Genomic DNA, 18,842 nt, shown 5'->3' with positions numbered 1-18,842 from the left:
TGTGGCCGGTGGCCGGCTGTACTGCTCGTCTACCTGTTCGCCCGTCGCGCCCTTGTCAAAGGTCTGATGGGCGTGGGAGGAAAGTGAACGCCAACGTGGCCGTCGAGAACACCCCCGAGATCTCCCTCTGGAACGACCCCACCGTTTCCGTCACCGCGAGAGTCGACGCCCTGATCGACGCGATGACCCTTCAGGAGAAGACCGCCCAACTGTACGGAGTGTGGGTGGGCGCCTCCGACCAGGGCGGTGAAGTGGCACCCCATCAGCACGACATGGAGGAGGCCGTCGATCTCGACGCCCTCCTGCCCACCGGACTGGGCCAGCTGACCCGGCCCTTCGGCACGGTCCCCGTCGACCCCGCCCTGGGCGCGCTCTCCCTGGCCCGCACCCAGAGCCGTATCGCCGCCACGAACCGGTTCGGCATCCCCGCTCTCGCGCATGACGAGTGTCTGGCCGGCTTCGCCGCGTGGGGGGCGACGGCCTACCCCGTTCCGCTGTCCTGGGGCGCCACCTTCGACCCGGACACGGTGCGGCGCATGGGTGCCGCCATCGGCCACGACATGCGTGCCGTCGGCGTCCACCAGGGACTCGCGCCTGTCCTGGATGTGGTGCGCGACGCCCGCTGGGGCCGGGTCGAGGAGACCATCGGCGAGGACCCGTACCTCGTCGGCACCATCGGGACGGCATACGTGCGGGGCCTTGAGTCCGCCGGGATCGTCGCCACCCTCAAGCACTTCGTCGGCTACTCGGCCTCCCGCGCCGGTCGTAACCTCGCCCCCTCCTCCGTGGGCCCGCGTGAACGCGCCGATGTTCTGCTGCCTCCCTTCGAGATGGCGATCCGTGAAAGCGGCGCCCGGTCGGTGATGAACGCCTACACCGACACCGACGGCATGCCCTCCGCGGCCGACGAGGATCTGCTCACCGGGCTACTGCGCGACACGTGGGGCTTCGACGGTACTGTCGTCGCCGACTACTTCGCCATCGCCTTCCTGAAGACCCTGCACGGCATCGCAGCCGACTGGGCCGGCGCCGCCGGCACGGCACTGCACGCGGGCGTCGACGTAGAACTGCCCAACGTCAAGACGTACGGCGAACCCCTGGCCGAGGCCGTCGCCGACGGCCGCATACCGGAGGCGCTGGTCGATCGCGCCCTGCGCCGGGTACTCACGCAGAAGGCGACGCTCGGCCTGCTCGACCCGGACTGGAACCCCGTACCGGCCGCGCTCGACGGGGCCGACCTGCACGACCCGGCCGCCTTGCGCGGCCGGATCGACTTGGACGGTCCGGAGAACCGCGCGCTGGCCCGCATGGTCGCCGAGGAAGCGGTCGTGCTGCTGAGCAATGACGGCGCCCTGCCGCTCGCGAGGCCGCGCCGCATCGCCTTGCTCGGTCCCAACGCCGACGAGCCCACCGCCGTACTGGGCTGCTACTCCTTCCCTCAGCACATCGGCGTCCGCCACCCCGGGACCCCACTCGGCATCGAACTGCCCACGCTGCGCGACACTCTCGCCGCCGAGTTCCCCGACGCCGAGATCACGGTCGCCCGCGGCACCGGGATCGACGACGGAGATCTCTCCGGCATCCGCGAGGCCGCCCAGGTGGCACGCGAGGCCGACATCGCCCTCGTGGTGCTCGGCGACCGCGCCGGGCTCTTCGGGCGGGGCACCAGCGGTGAGGGATGCGACGCCGAGGCGCTGGTGCTGCCCGGTGCGCAGCAGCACCTGCTCGACACCCTGCTCGACCTGGAGACACCTGTGGTCACCGTGCTGCTCGCGGGACGGCCGTACGCCCTCGGCCGCGCTGTGGAGGAGTCCGCCGCGATCGTGCAGTCCTTCTTCCCGGGGGAGGAGGGCACGCACGCGATCGCCGGGGTGCTCAGCGGCCGCGTCAATCCCTCCGGACGTCTCCCGGTCAGCGTGCCCCGCGGTCCGGGCTCCCAGCCGGCCACGTACCTCGGGGCGCGGCTCGCGCACGCCAGCGAGGTGTCCAACATCGACCCGACCCCCGCGTTCGCCTTCGGCCACGGCCTGTCCTATACGCGGTTCGACTGGGCAGACCTGACCGTGGACGTCCAGGAGGCTCCAACGGACGGCGAGTTCACCCTCACCTTCACCGTCCGAAACTCGGGCGGACGGTCCGGAACCGAGGTCGTCCAGCTCTATCTGCATGACCCGGTCGCCTCCGTCGTCCAGCCGGTGCAGCGCCTCGCCGGCTACTCCCGCGTCGAACTGAAGACGGGCGAGGCCCGCCGCGTCCGTGTCACGGTCCCGGCCGACCTCGCTTCCTTCACCGGACGCGACGGTCGGCGCGTCGTCGAACCGGGCGAGCTGGAGGTGCGGTTGGCCGCCTCCAGCGCGGATCCGCGCCTGACGGCCAGGGTCACGTTGACCGGAGCCGAGCGCCACGTGGATCACATGCGGCGCTTGCACGCCACGTTCGGGCAGGAGCCGGTTGCTCGGGCATGAGCCGGGTGTGCGCAGCGCGCGCCGCGCGCGTCGCGGCAATGGCAAGCCGCCCGCCGTGGAGAACCGGTGGGTGTTCTTCGCGGCGAACCACATGGTGGCCGCATGCCCCTTTGTCATCTCACCGCACGCCGCGCTGGGCGGGGTTGCGTATCAGCGCTCGTACGCCGAACGTCCACGGCGTGGCCTGCTCGCTGGGAATGACGGTGTTGACCAGAGCGCCGAGCCGCGGGCTCGTTCCGTCGACCCGCAGGTCGATGTCGAGCCCGCGTACGGTGTCGAGGTCGAAGCCGTCGTCGAGCAGGCGGATGAACGGGCCGATCGCGCATGAGGCGTTGTTGCCCTTCGCCTGGGACAGCAGCAGGGCGCTCTGCGTCCCTCCAGCAGTTCGTCCAGGCGCCAGACGTGTCCGCCGTCGGCCTCGCGGACGACTGCCGCCGCGTCGTCGCGTTCGCGCTGCCGCCGATTCCACGAGCGATGCTCTCCTGGATTCGAGGGGTGCGGTCACCTGGGGCGGACTCAGTGGGAGTCGCGGGGACCTCGTGTCCACGGCTTCCGCGCAGGAAACCGAAGTCGGCGCCCTGGTCGGCCTGTTCCACGTTCTGGGTGTAGAGCCAGGCGTGGCCGCTGGTGTGCCGCTCGGCGGGGCCCGCCATGCCTCCCGGTGCCGGGTCCGTTGACGGCGGCCTCGGGGCTTACGTGCAGGACCACCGTCCCGTAACCCGGTGCCGCTCATCCGGCAGTCGCAGATGCGCACCATGTCCTTGACGCCGGCCTTCAGCAGCTTGGCGGGCAGCGGGACGTTGGAGACCTCGGGCATACCGGGGTAGCCCTTGGGGCCGGCGTTGCGGATGACGATGACGGTGTTCTGGTCGATGTCGAGTTCCGGGTCATCGGCCACCTCCTGATAGGCCTCGGGGGAGTCGAAGACGCGCGCGGGGCCGCGGTGGGTGAGCAGGTGCGGTGACGTGGCGGACTGCTTGATCACGGCGCCGTCGGGGCACAGGTTGCCGCGCAGCTCAGGCCGTCGTGAGCCAGGCAGCGGTGTCGGCGGCGGTTGGAAGCTGCCGCGTATGGACGAGCTGATGCGGCGACGGGTCTACGGAGCGGACCGTGAGGGGGCCCTGAACCGCAGCCGGGACACGTCCACCGGGAACCGCTGGCCGGGCCGCTGGACGGGCTACTACTGGACCTGACCTGCTGGACAGACGAACAGCTCGGAGAAGGGGCATATCTGATCACCCCCGCGATGTGCTCGCCCTGTTTGCGGCGTTGGGTCACCGGCAGCCCAGCTCTACTGAGCCGAGGCGATCGATGGTCGCGGTGACGACATCCCCGGGCCTGACCGGGACGGCGGCGGTGAGTCCGCCGGAGAGCACGATCTGCCCGGCGGCCAGGCCTTCGTCCTCGGCGGCGAGCTGCCGGACGAGCCAGGCGACCGCGGCTGCCGGGTGGCCCAGCGACGCCGCTCCGGAGGCGGTCGCGACCACCTCACCGTTCTTCTCCAAGAGGACGCCCACCAGGCGCAGGTCGACCCCAGGCGTCGTGACCGGCACTCCGACGACGAACCGGCTCGCCGAGGTGTTGTCCGCGACAACGTCGGCCATGGTGAAGCCGTAGTCCACGAATCGGGAGTCGAGGACCTCGATACCGACGGCCACCCCCGACGATGCGGCGACGACATCGGCCGCGGTGATGTGCGGGCCTTCGAGGTCCCGACCCAGAGTGAACACGATCTCCGGCTCGCAGCGAGGCTGGATGAGCGCCGAGGTGTCCAGTGGCTCGCCGAGGTCCACTGCCCCCGTGGCCGGCAGGAAGCCGTAGATCGGGCTGTCCACTCCGACCTGGGCTTGCTTGGCACGTGAGGTGACGCCGAGCTTCCAGCCGGCGATCTGTCCGGTCGCGGACCGTAGCTCGCGCTGCACTCGATAACCGGTGGGGATGTCGAGTTCGGGGAACTCGTCGGTCAGCTTGGTGATGGCGGTACGATCCGCAACGGCCTTGCTCAGCCGGGCGGCCAACTCGCTTACGTTCACGCTCATGCGATCCTCACCGTCACCGGGCCCAGCCGGTCGAACTCGGCCCGGAACACATCGCCCGGGTTCACGGGAAGGGCCGCGTGCAGCGCGCCCGTCAGAATCAGGTGCCCAGGCTCCAGGGCAACCCCGTGCTCGCCCAGGGTGTTCGCCAGCCACGCGACGACGGCCACCGGGTCTCCCAGCGCGGCGGCGCCGGCGCCCGTGTCGGCCAATTCGCCGTTGCGGGTCAGAACCATCCCGGTCAGCCGGGGATCCCAGCTGTTCGGACCGTCGTCGAGAGGCACGATGCGGCTCGAGGTGGCCATGGCGCCGTTTGACGCCAGGTCGGCGACGGTGTCGGCGAGTTTGATCCGCCAGTCCGCGATCCTGGAGTCGATGATCTCCATCCCGGCCACGGCACCCGCGATGGCGGCCCGGGCCTGGGTGACGGTGACACCCGGGCCCTCGAGCCGGTTGCCCAGAATGAAGACGATCTCGGCCTCGACCTTGGGTGCCACGAACGCGTCGAGCGGGACCGCGTCCCCGTCGCGGTAGAGGGCGGAGGCCAGAACCGGTCCGTAATCGGGAGTGTCGACGCCGAGCGCCTTCTGCATCGGGGCAGCGGTGAGCCCGACTTTGTGCCCCACGACCCGATCGCCGTCGGCGAGCAGGAGTTGCACAAGCTCCTGCTGGATGGCGTAGCCGTCGTCGATGCCGAGACCGGGTTCGGCGTCGGTGAACGGCGGGATCGCGGTACGGGTGCGCCGGGCCTCGTAGAGAGCGTGGGCCTTGGCCGTCGTATCGGTCATGTGGTCTGCTCCTCGGCCAGCGTGATGTCGATGTCGATGATCATGTCCTCCTGGCCGCCGATGTAGCCGCGCTCGCCGCAGCGGCGCAAGATGGCGTGCGCGGGGACCTTGTACCGCTCGGCTGCGCGATCGGCGTGCAGCAGGAAGCTTGAGTAGACGCCTGCCCAGCCCTGCACGATCGCGTTGCGGTCCATCTTCGGCCACCGGCGCGGGTACGGCCGGACGACCTCTTCGGCAGCGTCGAGCAACAGCCCGACGTCGAGCCCGGTCGCGACGTCGAGCCCGGTCGCGACGTCGAGCCGGTCGAACACCGCCCCGAGCACCTCGGTGGGGGAGTTTCCCGCGCCGGCACCGAGCGCGCACAGTGAGCCGTCGATGTAGCGGACGCCGGCCTGGTGCGCGATCACGGAGTTCGCGACGCCCAAACCCATGTTCTGGTGACCGTGGTAACCGACCCAGGCCTCGTCACCGATCTCGGCGACCAGGGCCTCGAAGCGAGCGCGCGCGTCGTCCATGAGCAGAGCGCCGGCGGAGTCGCTGACGTACGGTGCCTGGCAGCCGGCGTCGATCATGATCCGGGCCTGCTTCGCCAGGTTCTCCGGGTCGGTCATGTGAGCCATCATCAGGAACGTCTCCATGCCCAGCTCCCGGGCCACGGCGAAATGCTGCGGGGAGACGTCGGCCTCGGTGCAGTGGGTGGCCACGTGGACCATCTCGGCGCCGGCGTCGTGGGCACGTTCGAGGTCATCGACCGTGCCGACGCCGGGGACCAGCAGGACGGCGATCTTCGCCCGGCGGGCCTCCTCGTGGGCGGCGTTGATCAGGCTCATCTCGTCGGTGCCGGAGAAACCGTAGTTGAATGCGGAACCGCCGACGCCGTCGCCGTGGCTGACCTCGATCCACTCCATCCCGGCGGCGTCCAACGCGCGGACCGTGTCGCGGACTTGGGTCTCGGTGAAGCGGTGCGCCACGGCGTGGCTGCCGTCGCGCAAGGTGGTGTCGATGATGCGGACGTCGTCGCGCAGCACGGCGCGGGTCATGCGGAGACCTCCAGCTTGGCGCGGGCCATCAGCTCGCCGATCCGGGCTGATGATCGCCTTGCCACGGGTCGCGCCACCGACTTCGGCCACGGCCTGCCCGGTGGTGTGCGTGAACTCGTCAATGTTCGCACGGGTGCCCGCACCCGCCGAGCGGGACGCGATGGATGCGACGATCTCCGCATAGGGCACCGGTGTGATCCGGGAGACGGCGTGCACGATCGGGATGGTGGCCCGGCCGCCGAAGGTGATCATCGAGATGTTGGGCGACGCGATGTGGTCGGCGCCGTTGACGGTCGGCGAGACCATGGGGCCCAGGTGCGCCGGGGTGAGGTCGACAGCCTGGATGCCCGCTTCCGCGTAGCGCGGGGCGCTGGCGGCGTGGGCCTTGGCCGAGGTTGCCTCGAACACGATCTGCGGGAGCGGATTCTGTCGGAGTAGCCAGTCCACCCCCTCCGCGCTGGCCTCGATGCCGCGGGCGCGGGCCAGGCCGTCGGATTCGACGATGCCCACGACATACCGGACGTCGATCACCGGGCTGTGGGCGAGCTTCGCCAGCAGGTCGGTGCCTATGTTCCCGGGGCCGACTATGGCCGCCGGGATCTCCTGCTGTCCCATGGTGGGACCGTCACATCCTCTCGGTCGGGTGGGGAGAGAGCGCCCCGCTCAGCGGAGCGCGGGAAACTTCAGGGGCGACGAGTTCGCGCAGGTGGGCGTACATCCGCGAGGGATCCGGCTCCAAGCCGGTGAACAGCCGGAAGGCATCGGCGGCCTGGTGGGCGTTCATCCGGCCGCCGTCGAGGAAGACCGCGCCCGCCTCGGCGGCGGCCGCGAGCAGAGCGGTGTGGAGCGGCCGGAACACGATCTCGGCGACCCAGAGGTCGGGCCGCAGGCAGTTGCCGGGCACTGCCTGGCCGGGGTGACCAGCCATCCCGACCGGGGTTGCGTGCACGACCCCGTGCGCGTTCGCGAGCAGCGCCGGGAGCTCGGTGAGTCTGCCACCGCGGACCCGGTACGGGTCGAGGTCGGCGGCGAGGCGAGCCGCCCGGTCCGGGTCGGCGTCGACGACGTCGAGTCGCTCAGTACCCAGGTCGAGCAGCGCGTAGGCTGCCGCGGCGCCCGCCCCGCCCGCGCCGACGAGGACGACCCGGTCCAGCGGGGCGCCCGCGAGCCCGTCGACGAGGCCGCGCCGGAAGCCGGTCCAGTCGGTGTTGTGGCCCGCGAAGCCGTCCTCACCGATGACCACGGTGTTCACCGCGCCGATCGCTGCCGCATCAGGGGACAGGGTGTCCAGGTGCGCGAGGACCAGCTGTTTGCAGGGATGGGTGATGTTGAGACCCCGGTAGCCGGCATCCCTGGCTCGCAGCAGCAGGTCGCCGACATCGCCCGGAGAGGCCCCCAGGGCGTGGAGGTCCCACAGGTCGTAGCGCAGCTCAAGGCCGAGCACTGTAGCCTCCCGCTCGTGCATCGCGGGGGACAGCGAGAACCCGATCCCGCTTCCGATCAGGCCCGTCAGCAGAGTCGTCACGATTCCCCCTTGGGGTCGGCCGAGGCGAGCACGGGCTCGATGTCGTCGACGCTCATCAGGTCGACACCGGGGATCGCCTGAAGCGCGGCGGCGTGGTTGACGGCGATCCCGGTTCCGATGATGCCGGTCCGCAGCGCGCTCATGGGGCGTCCTTCCGTACGAGGGCACGGTCCAGCGCCTCGACCCCGTAGACGTAGCCCTGGATCCCGGCTCCGACGAAGATCGCCTCGGCGATGTCGGAGACGTAGGAGTGGTGCCGGAACTCCTCGCGCTTGTGCACGTTGGTGATGTGTACCTCGGCGATGAGCAGTTCGGAGGCGAGCAGCGCGTCACGCAACGCCACGGACGTGTGGGTGAACGCACCCGGGTTGATCACGACGCCGTCCGCGCTCCCGCGCGCCTCGTGGAGCCGGTCGACGAGCGCGCCCTCCCAATTGCTTTGCAAGAAGTCGGCTTTGTATCCGAGCGCCGCTGCGCGTTGCGCGGTGATTCGTTCGACGTCGGCGAGGGTGTCGGAACCGTAGAGGGCGGGCTCACGGGTCCCGAGCAGGTTCAGGTTCGGGCCGTTCAGGATCAGCAGGCGGCCGTGCCGCATGGAGGCTCCTCACAAGGTGGTGGTCACACGGGCCGCGGGGGCCGCTGCGGTCGTCCGCGGGGTGCGTCCCAGCTGTTTCAACGGCACGTGGGCGGTCTCGCGGCCTGCGAAGGCCGCCGCCGCGGCAAGCACGCAGAGCACGGCGAGCAGAATCGCGAGCGGAACCCAGCCGAACGCCCCTGTGCCGATCATGAGCGCGGCGATGGTGGGCAGGAAGCCCTGGGGCACGTTTGCGAACTGGGTCGAGACCGCCAAACCGGTGTAACGGACCCGGGCATCGAACATCTCCGCGTACAGCGACGGCCAGACGCCGTTCGGCGCCGCGTAGCACACCGAGCCCAGCAGGACTGAGGCGAGCACGACGAGTGACCAGTTCGAGGTCGTGATGGCCCAGAAGTAGACGAACACCGACGCGGCGCAGCCCAGGGCGCCCACGGCGAACACCGGGCGGCGGCCGACCTTGTCCGACAGCTTGGCCCACAACGGGATCGTGACGACCTGGCCGATGTTGGAGATCACGATCGTCCACAGCATCGAAGAGCGCGAGATGTTCCACTGCTCCACCGCGTACCCCAGGCCGAACACGGTCACGGTGGTGGAGATCGTGGCGTAGAGGTGGCAGACGACGATCCGAAGGAACGAGCCCCAGTAGTGGCGAATGAACACCATCAGCGGGAACCTGACGACCTCTTGGCCCTCCTTCATCTCCTCGAAGGCGGGCGGCTCCTCCAGCGTCCGACGCACGGTCATCGCGACGATCACCACCAGCGCGCTGGCCCAGAACGGCACCCGCCAGCCCCAGGAATAGAGCGCCTCGGTCGGCAGGGCCGCGACCGGGATGAAGGCCAGTGTCGCCACGACCAGCCCGGCCTGGGTCCCGGAGAGAGTGAAGCTGGTGAAGTAGCCGCGCCTGCCCTCGGGAGAATGCTCGAGGGTCATCGAGCTCGCGCCGCTCTGCTCGCCCGCGGCAGAGAACCCCTGTGCCACGCGGCACAGCACCAGCAGGATCGGTGCCCAGACGCCGATGACGGAGTAGCTGGGAAGACAGCCGATCAGGAAGGTCGAACCGCCCATGGTGGCCAGCGTGAAGATCAGGACCCGCTTGCGGCCGATCCGGTCGCCGAAGTGGCCGAGGAAGAACGAGCCGATCGGCCGGGCGATGTAGGCGACCGCGAAGGTCGCCAGCGCGGCCAGCGTGCCGGTGGCCGCGCCGGCGTCGGGGAAGAACACATGGCTGAAGACCAGCGCCGACGCCGATCCGTAAATGAAGAAGTCGTAGTACTCGACCATGCTGCCCAGGAAAGACGCGAGCGCGGCCTTCCCGGGCGTTTGGCCCGTTGTCTTCGTATGGGACACGAGACACTTCCTTGTGTCAGGTTCGAGCTGGATTTTGTGACAGATTCACGCCGGGGCGACCGGGAGATCCGCGGATCAGCCGTTGAGAACGGCGGTGGCCGAAGCGAAGGCCTGCCGGGCGGCCTCGTCGACCGGCAGGGCGCGGAACCACGGATCGTTGACCTCGACTGACCAGGGGCCGGTGTAGCCGAGGTTGCGGAGCTCCGCGACCAGCGCGCGGACGGGGAGCTCACCACTGCCCGGCAGTAACCGGGTCGAACGTGCCTTGTGCAGCATGTCCGGGTCGTCCGGGCGGACCCGGGGACCGTCGTTGAGCTGGACGCCGACGACTTCCCGGGCGTCGATGTCGTGGAGCATGGCGGCGTCGGCACCGGTGGCGAACCAGTGCCAGATGTCGATCATCACGCCCGCGTTCGGCGCCCCGCTGCGCCGGACCACGTCGAGTGCCGCGGGATAGTCGCACAGGGCGCCCCAGGCGAATGCCTCCACCGCCAGGGTGACGCCCAGGGGGGCCAACCGGGCAGCCAGCTCGGCGAGGCGGTCGGCCGCGCGTCCGGGATCGGCCGGTCCGGCGGCGAACTCGCCGGAGGTGACCCGGAGTGGCCCCCAGGCGCGCGCAGCCTCAGCGAGCGTGACCTCGGCATCCGACGGCGCCGCAACCGACTCGGCGAGCGCCCACCCGCCAAGGAACTCGGCCTCGGTGACGGCGAGCCCGGTATCGGCGGCCACGGTGCGCACGGCACCGACCCCGCCGTGCGCCGCGAGGTCGGCGAACTGCACACCGATCCCGGTGAATCCCGCCCTCGCGGCAGCGGCGGCCCGCGCGGCGAAAGGAGTGCGCGCGGGATCGGTGAACCCGGCCCCGTGCAGCGTCACGTAGCTCGCGGTCAGCCCGGTCACGCGGGCGCCCCTCCGAACGGCGGGGTCGCGTGGGTGTGGAACGACTCCGGCACGCCCAGGCCCCACGCGGTGCCGCGGCCTTTCGACTCGGTGTCCCAAGTGACGGTCTCGAAGTCCGGCGCGAAGATGTGGATCCCGCCGGTGAACACCTCGACGCGGTTGCCGCCGGGCTCGTACACGTAGAGGAAGAAACCTTGAGTGCGCGAGTGCTTGGCGGGACCGAACTCGATGAACACGTCGTTCTCGAGGAAGACGTCGGCGGCGCGGATCACATCCGAGGTCTCGGGCACGGCGTAGGCCAGGTGGTGCAGCCGTCCGGTGGTGGGGGCGGGTTCTTTCGTGAACGCGAGGTCGTGGGCCTTCGTCATGACCGACAGCCAAGCGCCGACCTCGTCGCCCCAGGCGGGGACGAGCCGCTCACGCAGCTTGAACCCGAGAACCTCCTGCTGGAAGCGGCTCGCCTCGGCGACGTCCGGCACCAGCAGGTTGATGTGGTCGATGCGCGCGGCAGCGGCGCCCATGGGGGCGAAGCGCTGCGGCTGGTTCGGAAGGGCCGGCGCCTCGCCGGGCGGCGGCACGTACTTCTCGGTCTCGAAGTACACCTCCTGGATATGCCCGCCGACGCCGGTGTAGCGGTAGGCCTTGCCGTGGCCGAAGTCGCCGTCATGCCAGGTGCCCTCGACGCCGTGCTTCTCCAGCGCGGCGACCCGTCGCTCGAGGGCCTGCGGGCTGGTCGCCCGCCACGCCACGTGGCCCAGACCGGCCTCAGGGGCGCCCGTCAGAGTGAGTGAGGTCAGGACGTCGTCGTTCCAGGCACGCAGGTGCGCCCGACCGGGGTCCTCGCCGACGAGGGTCAGCCCGTAGACCTCGGTGAAGAACGTGACGGACTCCTCGAGCCGGGGCGTGAGCAGCTCGGCGTGGCCGAGCTGGGCGATGTCGTAGATCGGCTCCGGGCGGCTGCTCATCGCACCGTGCCTTCCTCAGCGATGGCCTTGGCTTCCAGCTCGGCGACGCCCTCCAGGATGGACGGCGCGTGATTGGCGATCGAGACCCCACCGAAGAGGTAGGCGAGGTTGATCGCAGCTTGCAGCTCTTCCCAGCTCGCCCCGGCCCGCCGGGCCGCATGTCCGTGGATCTTCGCCGCGTCCCGCAGCTGCACCGCCAGCACTGCGAACAGGATCAGCTGGACGGTCTTCTGATCCAGCACATCGGTGTAGGTGACGAGGTTGCGGACCTTCTCCTGCGCGAGCAGCAGCTCGGGGTTCGTCCGGCCCAGGCTGTCGAAACGGGCCTGGATACGCGGTGGCACGAAGCCCGCCATCTCGCGGTAAGTCCGCAGGTAGTGGTCGATCTCGTGCTGCTGCTCCGTGGTGGGGACCGCGCCCTCGGCGTCCCGTGTACTGCCAGTCATGGGTGACCTTCCCGTTCCGGTGGCAAAGGTCACAGTCGTGGCTGCGGCAGGTGTGGCGAAAGCCTGCGTTCCCGTTGAACGGGAGTGCAGAGCGGAAAAGTCAGGGATGGGAGCGAATCTGCTGGTCACGTAGCGCGCGGGAAATGGAGATGGCGGCTGTGCGTACGGCGGGCGCCAGCCGTTCCGGGCGTCCACCAGTGGTGTGCAGGACGACATCCAGTGCCGCGACAACCGCTCCCGAGGCGTCTCGAATGGGCGCGGCGACCGACAGTGACCCCAGTGTGAGCTCCTCGTAGGCGAAGGCGACGCCCGTGCCGCGTACGTCGTCGAGGACCCGGACGAGCCGGCCGGCTTCGACGATGGTGTGCCGGGTGAAGCGCGCCAGTGGCGCCGCCAGAACCTTGGCCTGCACCTCTTTGGGCGCATGAGCCAGCAGCACCTTGCCGACCCCGGTGGCGTGCAGCGGCAGGCGCCCGCCGCGGCGCGACTTCACCAGCAGCGCACCGGCCCCGGAGATCTTCTCTATGTAAAGCGCCTGACCGTCCTGACAGACGGCGAGATGAACGTTCTCCTTGGTCCCCTCGAACAGGTCCTGCATGACCGAGAGGGCGACGTCGCGCAGCGACTCGCCGCGAGGGGCGAGCGATCCGAGCTCCCACATGCGTAGCCCGACCCGGTAGCCGGCACCGTCACAGCGCTCCAGTCCGCCCCACGCGACGAGCTCGGTGGCCAGCCGGTGCGCCGTCGACAAGGGCAGCCCGGTGCGGGCGCTGAGCTCGTTGAGGGTGAGCTCAGGGGAGTCGGGGCCGAAGGCGTCGAAAAGCGCGACGACCTTGCTCGTTACTGAGCGCCCCGGAATCTCGGCCATGGTCCCTCCGTTCACTGCTCGAACCCGGACATCTCCAGAAACGCCGTTCACTGGACAGTCCCGCGTCACCCGCAGCTCTCGCCATCGGTGGGGTTTCCAGGTGCGAGCAGCCGGCGGGTCCATTGGACTGCTGCGGTGATGCTGGTGTCCAGAGTCTCGCTGAAGACCGGGATGGTCAGGGATGCGGCCGGCACAAGCATGACGGATTCCCGCAGCGGTACGCGGGACCCGGTCTTCCCCGGCAAGAAGTGCCTCGAATGGCCCTCGAAGACCGCATCCAGCGACGCCCGCGAAGAGCCCTCCGTCTTTGAGCAGGTTGAAGCGCCGCTCGACGGTATTGCGGCGACGGTAGATCTCTTGGTCGAAGCCCGGCGGGCGACCGCCGACGTTGCCACGGCGCCGACGATGGCCTTTCTGATCGGAGCGTTCGGGGATGGTATGGGCGATCCCGCGTCGGCGCAGGTAGACCCTGAAGCCGCGGGAGCTGTAAGCCCTGTCCGCGATCAGGTGATCCGGGCGGCGGCGTGGGCGGCCGTGTCCGGTTCGCGGTACGCGGATGCGTTCCAGCAAAGGGCGAGCGCAGGGGCTGTCATTGCGCTGACCGGGGCTGAGCAGCACGGCCAGGGGGCGGCCGCGGCCGTCGCAGGCTGGATGGATTTTCGTGGTCAGTCCTCCGCGAGACCGACCGAGGGCGTGATGGTCCCGTTCTTCGTGCTGTGGCTGAGTGGCTGTTCGGCCCGTGGCGGCGGCGTGCTGGTGACCGCGGACAATGGTGGAGTCGATCTGTACCAGCCAGTCGAAGTTCCCCGACCGGATCCGCCCGGGTCCGGAGCTGCTGTAGGACGCGGGTGAACACGCCTCGTAGGGCGTACCGCCGGAAGCGTGTGTAGACCGTCTTCCAAGGACCGTAGCGTTCGGGCAGATCCCGCCAGGTGATCCCGGTACGGATTTTGAACACCATGCCGTTGAGGATTCACCTGTCGTCTACCCGGGGGCGGCCGGTTCCAGCCCGGGGTATCAGCGGAGTGAGTAATTCCCACTCCTGGTCGGTGAGTTCATGTCGATGCACGGCCCATGATCCAATAGGGGCGACCTAGGCGACCGGCGAACGCTAGGTCTGGGCGGGCGGAGGGGAGATCGCCATGGATGTTATTGCGGGGGCTGTGGGCTCGCAGATTCTCAGTGCAGTGGTGGCCGCCGTGCTCACCGGGATCGGCACCCTGGTGCGCTGGTCCGTGGTCAAGCGGCTGCCCGCACGTCGCACGTGGCGCTACCTGAACGCGGGCGAACTCTCCATCGTTCTGGACACCTCCTACATCGACACGCCGCTACCAGCGACCCGTAGCCGGTCTGGGACAGGTCCGGGCGCTGTCCGTGCTCGTCCCCTCTCTCACCCACGCCTACCGGGACCTCGATTTGGAGAAGGTCCGCCTGTCGGCACACTTGCCGGGCACCGAGATGGAGCACGACCTGCTCGTATTGCGTTGCCATTCCGGCTGGGCGGAGGACGAACTGGCCCCGGCAGGCCAAGGAACGTCTTGACGCGGCCGACGCCGACGCGGCGGTCCTGGCCGCCGACGGCCTCGGCGGCTGGCCGCCCGGCACGCCGTATGACCGGGTGATCTCCACCTACGCCGTCGGACAGGTGCCCTGGGGTGGGTGGAGAAGACGCGGCTGGGCGGGAGGATCGTCACCCCGTGGGGAGGCTGGTTGCAGGTCGCGCTGACCGTTGCCGAAGACCACCGCTCGGCAGTGGGGCGGATGCGGCGGCTGGCGACGTTCATGCCCGCCCGCGGCACACCGCCCGCGAGCAGCTGGCCGCGCGTGCGCGGCACCGGCCCCGCCAAAGACGAACGGCCCTTCCCACGGGACCTGCACCCGCTGAAGGACGACGCGTACCTGCTGATCGCCGTGCGAGTCCATCTCCCCGACGTGCAGATCAGCACGGGCATGGACGACGACGGCGTGAACGTGTCGATCCACGACGGCCTTGCCTTCTGGGCCACGCTCGCCACACTCCCCGACGGGGAGACCGTCGCCTGTCAGGGCGGGCCACGGCGTCTGGCCGACGACTGGAACCTGCCTGGGACTGGTGGCTGACCGAAGGGCAGCCGACCCTGTACGACTTCGGCACGACCGTAGAACCGGAGCACCAGTACGTATGGTGCCGGGATCCGGCCAAGGGGCCATGCCGGCCGCTTCAGGCCCACGGCCGGGCCGCGGTGTAGAGGCCACTCGCTGGGCTCCCGCCCGGCCTCCGACGCCCTTGGCCGCCGAGTGCACGGTGCGCCGATTGGTCAGCGAACCGGTCAGGCCGGCGGTCGAGCTGATGGTGAGCACACTGCCGCGACTGGCGATCAGGTGTGGCCAGCCGCCTGGACGGTCGGCCACACCGAGTCGAGTTCGGCGCGCAGGGTGAAGGCTAAGTCCTGGTTCGGCTGGCCGTCGATGCCTCCGAAGCGGACCGCGCCGGCGTTGGCGTGGAAGATGTCGATGCCGCCGAAGGCGTCCACGGCCTCCGCCGCGCAGGAGCGCACCGATGCCTCGTCGGTGACGTCCAGGGGACCGGGAGCGAGAGCCGTGCGGCCCTCGCGGGCGATCGGCTGCCGTATCTCGACGGGGCTCCTGGTGCAGCAGGTCGCCGCCGACCACGAGCGCCCTGATTTTGCGTGAGGCGCCAGTATGGGGGAATACCGGTGGTGTCACCTCCTGGGTCTTCTGTCTCCTCATGCCCGACGGGAAGCTGTACCGGCCGGAGCGGGCCGCTTCGATGACGGCCGTGGAGCGCGGGCTCGTCATCGCGGATGACCTGGCCGCGGTCCGTACACGATCACCAGTCCGTTGTCGGCGTCGACCTCGACCCGGTCGCCGGTCGCGATCTTGGCGACCGGGTCGTCCTCGAACTCGGTCACCGTGGGGACGCGGGTCACGATCGCGCCGAGGGCGGCCTTCGTGGTCAGGTTTGTGAAGACCATCGCCAGCGGAGCGGTGCCCATCAGGCGGGTCGACTGGAAGAAGCCGGACCAGCCCGAGGAACCCTTGGCTCCCGGGAAGACCAGCACCTTGCCGGTGAAGCAGACACCGTAGAGCTCGTGTCTGCGCTCGATGATGGTGCCGGTGGCCGGCTCGATCCCGCCCCAGCCGGAGATGGTCTCGTGGGAGACCAGGGCCCGGCCCGCCACGCGCCCCGGGACGATGCCGCGGCCGCGGAGCACGAGCCGGGCACCCGCGGCGCTGGTCATCGGACCACCGCCGCGGGGGCCAGCGAGCCACGCCAGCGACCGGTCACGGCGGCATCGACGCACTCCTCGGTGGTGCCGAACCAGGCTTCGATGCCGAGGATCGCCGGAAGGTAGTGCGCCTGCTTGGCCGAGTCCGTGGCGAACACCTTGGCGCCCGTGGGCGCGGCCCGCGACATGGCCGGGCAGGAGTCGGTCAGGACCCGGCCCCCGGCGCGCTCGATGGTGGCCGTCCACCCGTTGCGGTCCGAGACGGCACGCAGCGCGCGCGGCGTCATGACCCACAGTTCGGTCCCGGCCGACAGCGTGCGGTCTTCGAGCGCCCGCGCGACCCGGCCGATCTGCTCGAGCGAGGCGTGCGGGCAGCCAATCAGCACGAAGTCGACATCTTCGCTGTTCCCGATGGAGTTGAGCGAGTCGTAGATCGCGCGGCGCTCCGCCTCGCCGTAGTGCAGCGGCCCGGGCGGGGCGGCGCCGCCGAAGGCCGCCTCCAGCGTCGGCGCATCGGGGGTGCGTCCCGGGATGTGGTACATCTCGACGCCGCCCGAGGAGGCGGCGGCCGCCCCGAAGTGCTTCAGGTCCGCCAGGTCGGGTTGACCGAGGTCGCCGACCATGACCGGGCGCGCTTCCTGAACCGCGTCGCCGACGAAGTAGCCGAACATGCCCCAGTCCTGAAAGCCGGTCATCCGCAGCCCGGACTCGATCAGATGGGTTCCGTAGCGGTTTTCCACCAGGTGGTTGCCCCAGCAGGGGATCCGGCCCGTGATGCTCGCCGACCCGGTCGAGGCGCCCCCTTCGCAGTTGGTGCGCGCGCCGAGGACCGAGTTGGCGTAGACCACCGCCGAGGACTCCATCCAGGCGATGTGCTCGCCGTAGGTCGGCAGATTGCCCACCTGGTACGGGGTGCATGTGGCCAGGACGTTGACGCCCTTGGAGCTGTAGAACGACTCGGCGTCGGCCTGGAGCTCGATGTTGCGCTCGGAGTACGGCATGATCCCCAGCGCGTCGTCGCCGAAGCCGTGCTGGAGCTGGCAGGTCGGCACCTTCATCCGCGGCACCTCGATGTCGTCGTCGCAGTCGAGGCTGATGACCGCGAACGCCTTCGACCAGCCGCCCTCCTCGAACAGCTTCGTCTTGGCGGGTGAGGGCTGGGTGTTGGTCCCCGCCACATTGCGGGTCTCGCACAGGTGCTCGGCACCGAGTGCGTCGGCGTATCTGATGAGCAGGTCCATCGCCGCCGCGACGGCATCGCCGTCACGGCCGTCGCGCATGGCCTTCTCTTCGTCCGTCAGAGCGACCATCGTTTCCTCCTCAGCCCTCGACGTTCTCGCGGACGCGGTCGCGCAGCGCCGTCAGATCGACCTGGTGGACGTCTTCGCCCAGGGTCAGATCGAGGGTGTGCGTGGCGGCGAGGCCCATCGCCGAGCAGGGGCCCATTACCCGGACGCTCGAGAGCGCGGCGGCGTCCCCGTCGACACAGCGGCCCGCGGCCACGAGGTTGCGCGCCCGCGGCGAGAGCATGCTGCGCAGCGGGACGTAGTGGACGTGGTCGGGGCCGAAGGTCTCCCATACGTAGCCCTCGACCCGATCGTGCAGCTCGACCGGCCAGGCCGTCCGGGCGACGGCGTCCTCGAACTTCGTCTCCTGCCGCACCTCGTCGAGGGTCAGCTGGTGGGCGGCGGCGAGCCAGCGGGTCTGTCGGCGCCCCGGGAATCCATAGGCCCGGACCCGGGCGTTCCGGAACGCCGCCGGGAACTCCCGCCGGAGGAACTCCACGACCCGGTCCGCCTGCGCGCGGCCCCGTAGCTGTGCGTCGGCGGCATCAACTGCGCCCAAGGGAGCCTCGACGTGGGTCATGTTCATCACCGCCGTGTCGCGGCCCGGGAAGAAGAACGCGAGCCCGTCACGGCGGACCAGGCCGTACTCGGTGGCCCTTTCATCGACCCGGGCCACCAGCTCGGCGGGCTCCGGCTTGCCGGACTCGTCGAGTCCTTCCAGCCGGATCTGCTGGGAGCCCCAGACGGTACGGTCGGGGACCCGACAGGGCAGCCCCGCCTCCCAGGCGAGGGCCGCGTCGCCGGTCGCGTCGACGACACCGCGGGCGGTGACGCTCACCGGGCCGAAGCGAGTGGCGAAGTCGACGCGTTCGATGACGCCGCCCTCGATCCCGACGCCGCTGACGGAGGCGCCGAGGACCACCCGGATGCCGAGCTCCTCGACGATGTTCTCGAACCAGCGGCCCAGGGCGACTTCGTCGTAGGTCACCGTCTGGGTGTGGGTGCGGTTGTAGTGGAGGTCGTCGGTCTTCTCCAGCGCCTCGAAGAGTTCGCCGAAGATCCCGTAGGTGAGCTGGCGGTAGTCGGGCGCGTTGCCGTAGATCCCGCAGAAGAGCCCGATCATCGAATTGACGCACTGGCCACCGAGGACCGGGAGCGCGTCGACGAGGACGACATCGCGGCCGAGACGGCGCGCTTGGATGGCCGCCGAGAGCCCGGCGATGCCGGCGCCGACGACGAGGATGTCGGCGTCGAGCCATTCGGCTGGAGCGTCGGCCGGCTTGGTGACCGTGTGGACGACGAGATCGGACAGGGGGTGGGGCATGGTGTGGTCTTCTCCCAG

19 protein-coding genes and 2 pseudogenes are annotated in these 18,842 nt (G+C 70.0%); 3 read left to right on the top strand and 18 right to left on the bottom strand.

What is annotated here, in order from left to right; translation table 11 throughout:
• Window positions 1-83 precede the first annotated feature (83 nt).
• Entirely contained in the window at window positions 84-2,465 is a 2,382-nt protein-coding gene (locus tag ACJX2R_RS01405; RefSeq protein ID WP_413098354.1) for a glycoside hydrolase family 3 N-terminal domain-containing protein, read from the top strand.
• Window positions 2,466-2,583: 118 nt separating this feature from the next.
• Here the strand turns inward: ACJX2R_RS01405 and ACJX2R_RS01400 are convergent, their stop codons facing one another.
• A complete protein-coding gene (locus tag ACJX2R_RS01400; RefSeq protein ID WP_413098353.1) occupies window positions 2,584-3,450 on the bottom strand; it encodes a dihydroxy-acid dehydratase in 867 nt (288 codons plus the stop codon).
• An 85-nt stretch (window positions 3,451-3,535) separates the two neighbouring features.
• On the opposite strand from ACJX2R_RS01400, the gene ACJX2R_RS01395 reads away from it, so the two are divergent.
• Window positions 3,536-3,658, top strand: a complete 123-nt coding sequence (locus ACJX2R_RS01395) for a hypothetical protein (RefSeq protein WP_413098352.1) — start codon at window positions 3,536-3,538, stop codon at window positions 3,656-3,658.
• Window positions 3,659-3,739: 81 nt separating this feature from the next.
• On the opposite strand, the gene ACJX2R_RS01390 is transcribed toward ACJX2R_RS01395, so the two are convergent.
• The 13 genes and pseudogenes from ACJX2R_RS01390 to ACJX2R_RS01330 form a co-directional block, all read right to left on the bottom strand.
• Complete coding sequence (locus ACJX2R_RS01390; RefSeq protein ID WP_413098351.1) at window positions 3,740-4,504, bottom strand: 2-keto-4-pentenoate hydratase; 765 nt, start codon at window positions 4,502-4,504, stop codon at window positions 3,740-3,742.
• Window positions 4,501-5,289 carry a 2-keto-4-pentenoate hydratase gene (locus ACJX2R_RS01385; RefSeq protein WP_413098350.1) on the bottom strand — a complete coding sequence of 263 codons (789 nt, stop codon included), beginning with the start codon at window positions 5,287-5,289 and terminating at the stop codon, window positions 4,501-4,503. The genes ACJX2R_RS01390 and ACJX2R_RS01385 overlap by 4 nt, the downstream gene beginning before the upstream one ends.
• Complete coding sequence (gene dmpG / locus ACJX2R_RS01380) at window positions 5,286-6,944, bottom strand: 4-hydroxy-2-oxovalerate aldolase (protein WP_413098349.1); 1,659 nt, start codon at window positions 6,942-6,944, stop codon at window positions 5,286-5,288. The genes ACJX2R_RS01385 and dmpG overlap by 4 nt, the downstream gene beginning before the upstream one ends.
• A gap of 10 nt (window positions 6,945-6,954) precedes the next feature.
• Window positions 6,955-7,854, bottom strand: coding sequence for a shikimate dehydrogenase (locus ACJX2R_RS01375; RefSeq protein WP_413098348.1), 900 nt, complete (start codon window positions 7,852-7,854; stop codon window positions 6,955-6,957).
• Window positions 7,851-7,997 carry a hypothetical protein gene (locus ACJX2R_RS01370; RefSeq protein WP_413098347.1) on the bottom strand — a complete coding sequence of 49 codons (147 nt, stop codon included), beginning with the start codon at window positions 7,995-7,997 and terminating at the stop codon, window positions 7,851-7,853. The genes ACJX2R_RS01375 and ACJX2R_RS01370 overlap by 4 nt, the downstream gene beginning before the upstream one ends.
• Window positions 7,994-8,449, bottom strand: a complete 456-nt coding sequence (gene aroQ, locus ACJX2R_RS01365) for a type II 3-dehydroquinate dehydratase (RefSeq protein ID WP_413098346.1) — start codon at window positions 8,447-8,449, stop codon at window positions 7,994-7,996. Before aroQ ends, ACJX2R_RS01370 begins: the two co-directional genes overlap by 4 nt.
• A gap of 9 nt (window positions 8,450-8,458) precedes the next feature.
• Window positions 8,459-9,805 carry an MFS transporter gene (locus ACJX2R_RS01360; RefSeq protein WP_413098345.1) on the bottom strand — a complete coding sequence of 449 codons (1,347 nt, stop codon included), beginning with the start codon at window positions 9,803-9,805 and terminating at the stop codon, window positions 8,459-8,461.
• A 75-nt stretch (window positions 9,806-9,880) separates the two neighbouring features.
• A complete protein-coding gene (locus ACJX2R_RS01355) occupies window positions 9,881-10,705 on the bottom strand; it encodes a sugar phosphate isomerase/epimerase family protein (RefSeq protein WP_413098344.1) in 825 nt (274 codons plus the stop codon).
• Window positions 10,702-11,670 (bottom strand): VOC family protein, encoded by a 969-nt coding sequence (locus ACJX2R_RS01350; protein ID WP_413098343.1) that lies wholly within the window; start codon window positions 11,668-11,670, stop codon window positions 10,702-10,704. The genes ACJX2R_RS01355 and ACJX2R_RS01350 overlap by 4 nt, the downstream gene beginning before the upstream one ends.
• Complete coding sequence (locus ACJX2R_RS01345) at window positions 11,667-12,116, bottom strand: carboxymuconolactone decarboxylase family protein (protein ID WP_413098342.1); 450 nt, start codon at window positions 12,114-12,116, stop codon at window positions 11,667-11,669. Before ACJX2R_RS01345 ends, ACJX2R_RS01350 begins: the two co-directional genes overlap by 4 nt.
• Window positions 12,117-12,216: 100 nt before the next feature.
• Complete coding sequence (locus ACJX2R_RS01340) at window positions 12,217-12,984, bottom strand: IclR family transcriptional regulator (RefSeq protein ID WP_413098341.1); 768 nt, start codon at window positions 12,982-12,984, stop codon at window positions 12,217-12,219.
• Window positions 12,985-13,347: 363 nt separating this feature from the next.
• Window positions 13,348-13,755: pseudogene (locus ACJX2R_RS01335) on the bottom strand (transposase); the annotation flags it as partial.
• A gap of 130 nt (window positions 13,756-13,885) precedes the next feature.
• Window positions 13,886-13,945: pseudogene (locus ACJX2R_RS01330) on the bottom strand (hypothetical protein); the annotation flags it as partial.
• Window positions 13,946-14,643: 698 nt separating this feature from the next.
• Here ACJX2R_RS01330 and ACJX2R_RS01325 point away from each other — a divergent pair.
• Window positions 14,644-15,084, top strand: coding sequence for a hypothetical protein (locus ACJX2R_RS01325; protein ID WP_413098340.1), 441 nt, complete (start codon window positions 14,644-14,646; stop codon window positions 15,082-15,084).
• A 257-nt stretch (window positions 15,085-15,341) separates the two neighbouring features.
• On the opposite strand, the gene ACJX2R_RS01320 is transcribed toward ACJX2R_RS01325, so the two are convergent.
• From ACJX2R_RS01320 to ACJX2R_RS01305, 4 genes are all read right to left on the bottom strand, one after another.
• On the bottom strand, window positions 15,342-15,545 hold the full coding sequence (locus tag ACJX2R_RS01320) for an SDR family oxidoreductase (RefSeq protein WP_413105744.1): 204 nt from the start codon (window positions 15,543-15,545) through the stop codon (window positions 15,342-15,344).
• A 234-nt stretch (window positions 15,546-15,779) separates the two neighbouring features.
• Window positions 15,780-16,226 (bottom strand): aconitase X swivel domain-containing protein, encoded by a 447-nt coding sequence (locus ACJX2R_RS01315; protein ID WP_413098339.1) that lies wholly within the window; start codon window positions 16,224-16,226, stop codon window positions 15,780-15,782.
• Window positions 16,223-17,524 (bottom strand): aconitase X, encoded by a 1,302-nt coding sequence (locus ACJX2R_RS01310; RefSeq protein ID WP_413098338.1) that lies wholly within the window; start codon window positions 17,522-17,524, stop codon window positions 16,223-16,225. Before ACJX2R_RS01310 ends, ACJX2R_RS01315 begins: the two co-directional genes overlap by 4 nt.
• A 10-nt stretch (window positions 17,525-17,534) precedes the next feature.
• Window positions 17,535-18,824, bottom strand: a complete 1,290-nt coding sequence (locus ACJX2R_RS01305; RefSeq protein WP_413098337.1) for an FAD-dependent oxidoreductase — start codon at window positions 18,822-18,824, stop codon at window positions 17,535-17,537.
• Between the last annotated feature and the right edge of the window lie 18 nt (window positions 18,825-18,842).

This window comes from Streptomyces sp. Inha503 (assembly GCF_047215865.1).
In the GTDB taxonomy this organism is placed as follows: Bacteria; Actinomycetota; Actinomycetes; order Streptomycetales; family Streptomycetaceae; genus Streptomyces; species Streptomyces lycopersici.
Note: the sequence above shows the minus strand (reverse complement) of the source record. Positions and strands in the feature narration are given on the sequence as shown.

Bases quoted from the DNA above. Each gene is read 5' to 3' on its own strand.
- ACJX2R_RS01305 (WP_413098337.1), bottom strand. From the start codon at position 18,824: ATGCCCCACCCCCTGTCCGATCTCGTCGTCCACACGGTCACCAAGCCG.
- dmpG (WP_413098349.1), bottom strand. From the start codon at position 6,944: ATGGGACAGCAGGAGATCCCGGCGGCCATAGTCGGCCCCGGGAACATA.
- ACJX2R_RS01390 (WP_413098351.1), bottom strand. From the start codon at position 4,504: ATGAGCGTGAACGTAAGCGAGTTGGCCGCCCGGCTGAGCAAGGCCGTT.
- ACJX2R_RS01310 (WP_413098338.1), bottom strand. From the start codon at position 17,524: ATGGTCGCTCTGACGGACGAAGAGAAGGCCATGCGCGACGGCCGTGAC.
- ACJX2R_RS01370 (WP_413098347.1), bottom strand. From the start codon at position 7,997: ATGAGCGCGCTGCGGACCGGCATCATCGGAACCGGGATCGCCGTCAAC.
- ACJX2R_RS01345 (WP_413098342.1), bottom strand. From the start codon at position 12,116: ATGACTGGCAGTACACGGGACGCCGAGGGCGCGGTCCCCACCACGGAG.
- aroQ (WP_413098346.1), bottom strand. From the start codon at position 8,449: ATGCGGCACGGCCGCCTGCTGATCCTGAACGGCCCGAACCTGAACCTG.
- ACJX2R_RS01315 (WP_413098339.1), bottom strand. From the start codon at position 16,226: ATGACCAGCGCCGCGGGTGCCCGGCTCGTGCTCCGCGGCCGCGGCATC.
- ACJX2R_RS01350 (WP_413098343.1), bottom strand. From the start codon at position 11,670: ATGAGCAGCCGCCCGGAGCCGATCTACGACATCGCCCAGCTCGGCCAC.
- ACJX2R_RS01340 (WP_413098341.1), bottom strand. From the start codon at position 12,984: ATGGCCGAGATTCCGGGGCGCTCAGTAACGAGCAAGGTCGTCGCGCTT.
- ACJX2R_RS01385 (WP_413098350.1), bottom strand. From the start codon at position 5,289: ATGACCGATACGACGGCCAAGGCCCACGCTCTCTACGAGGCCCGGCGC.
- ACJX2R_RS01395 (WP_413098352.1), top strand. From the start codon at position 3,536: ATGGACGAGCTGATGCGGCGACGGGTCTACGGAGCGGACCGTGAGGGG.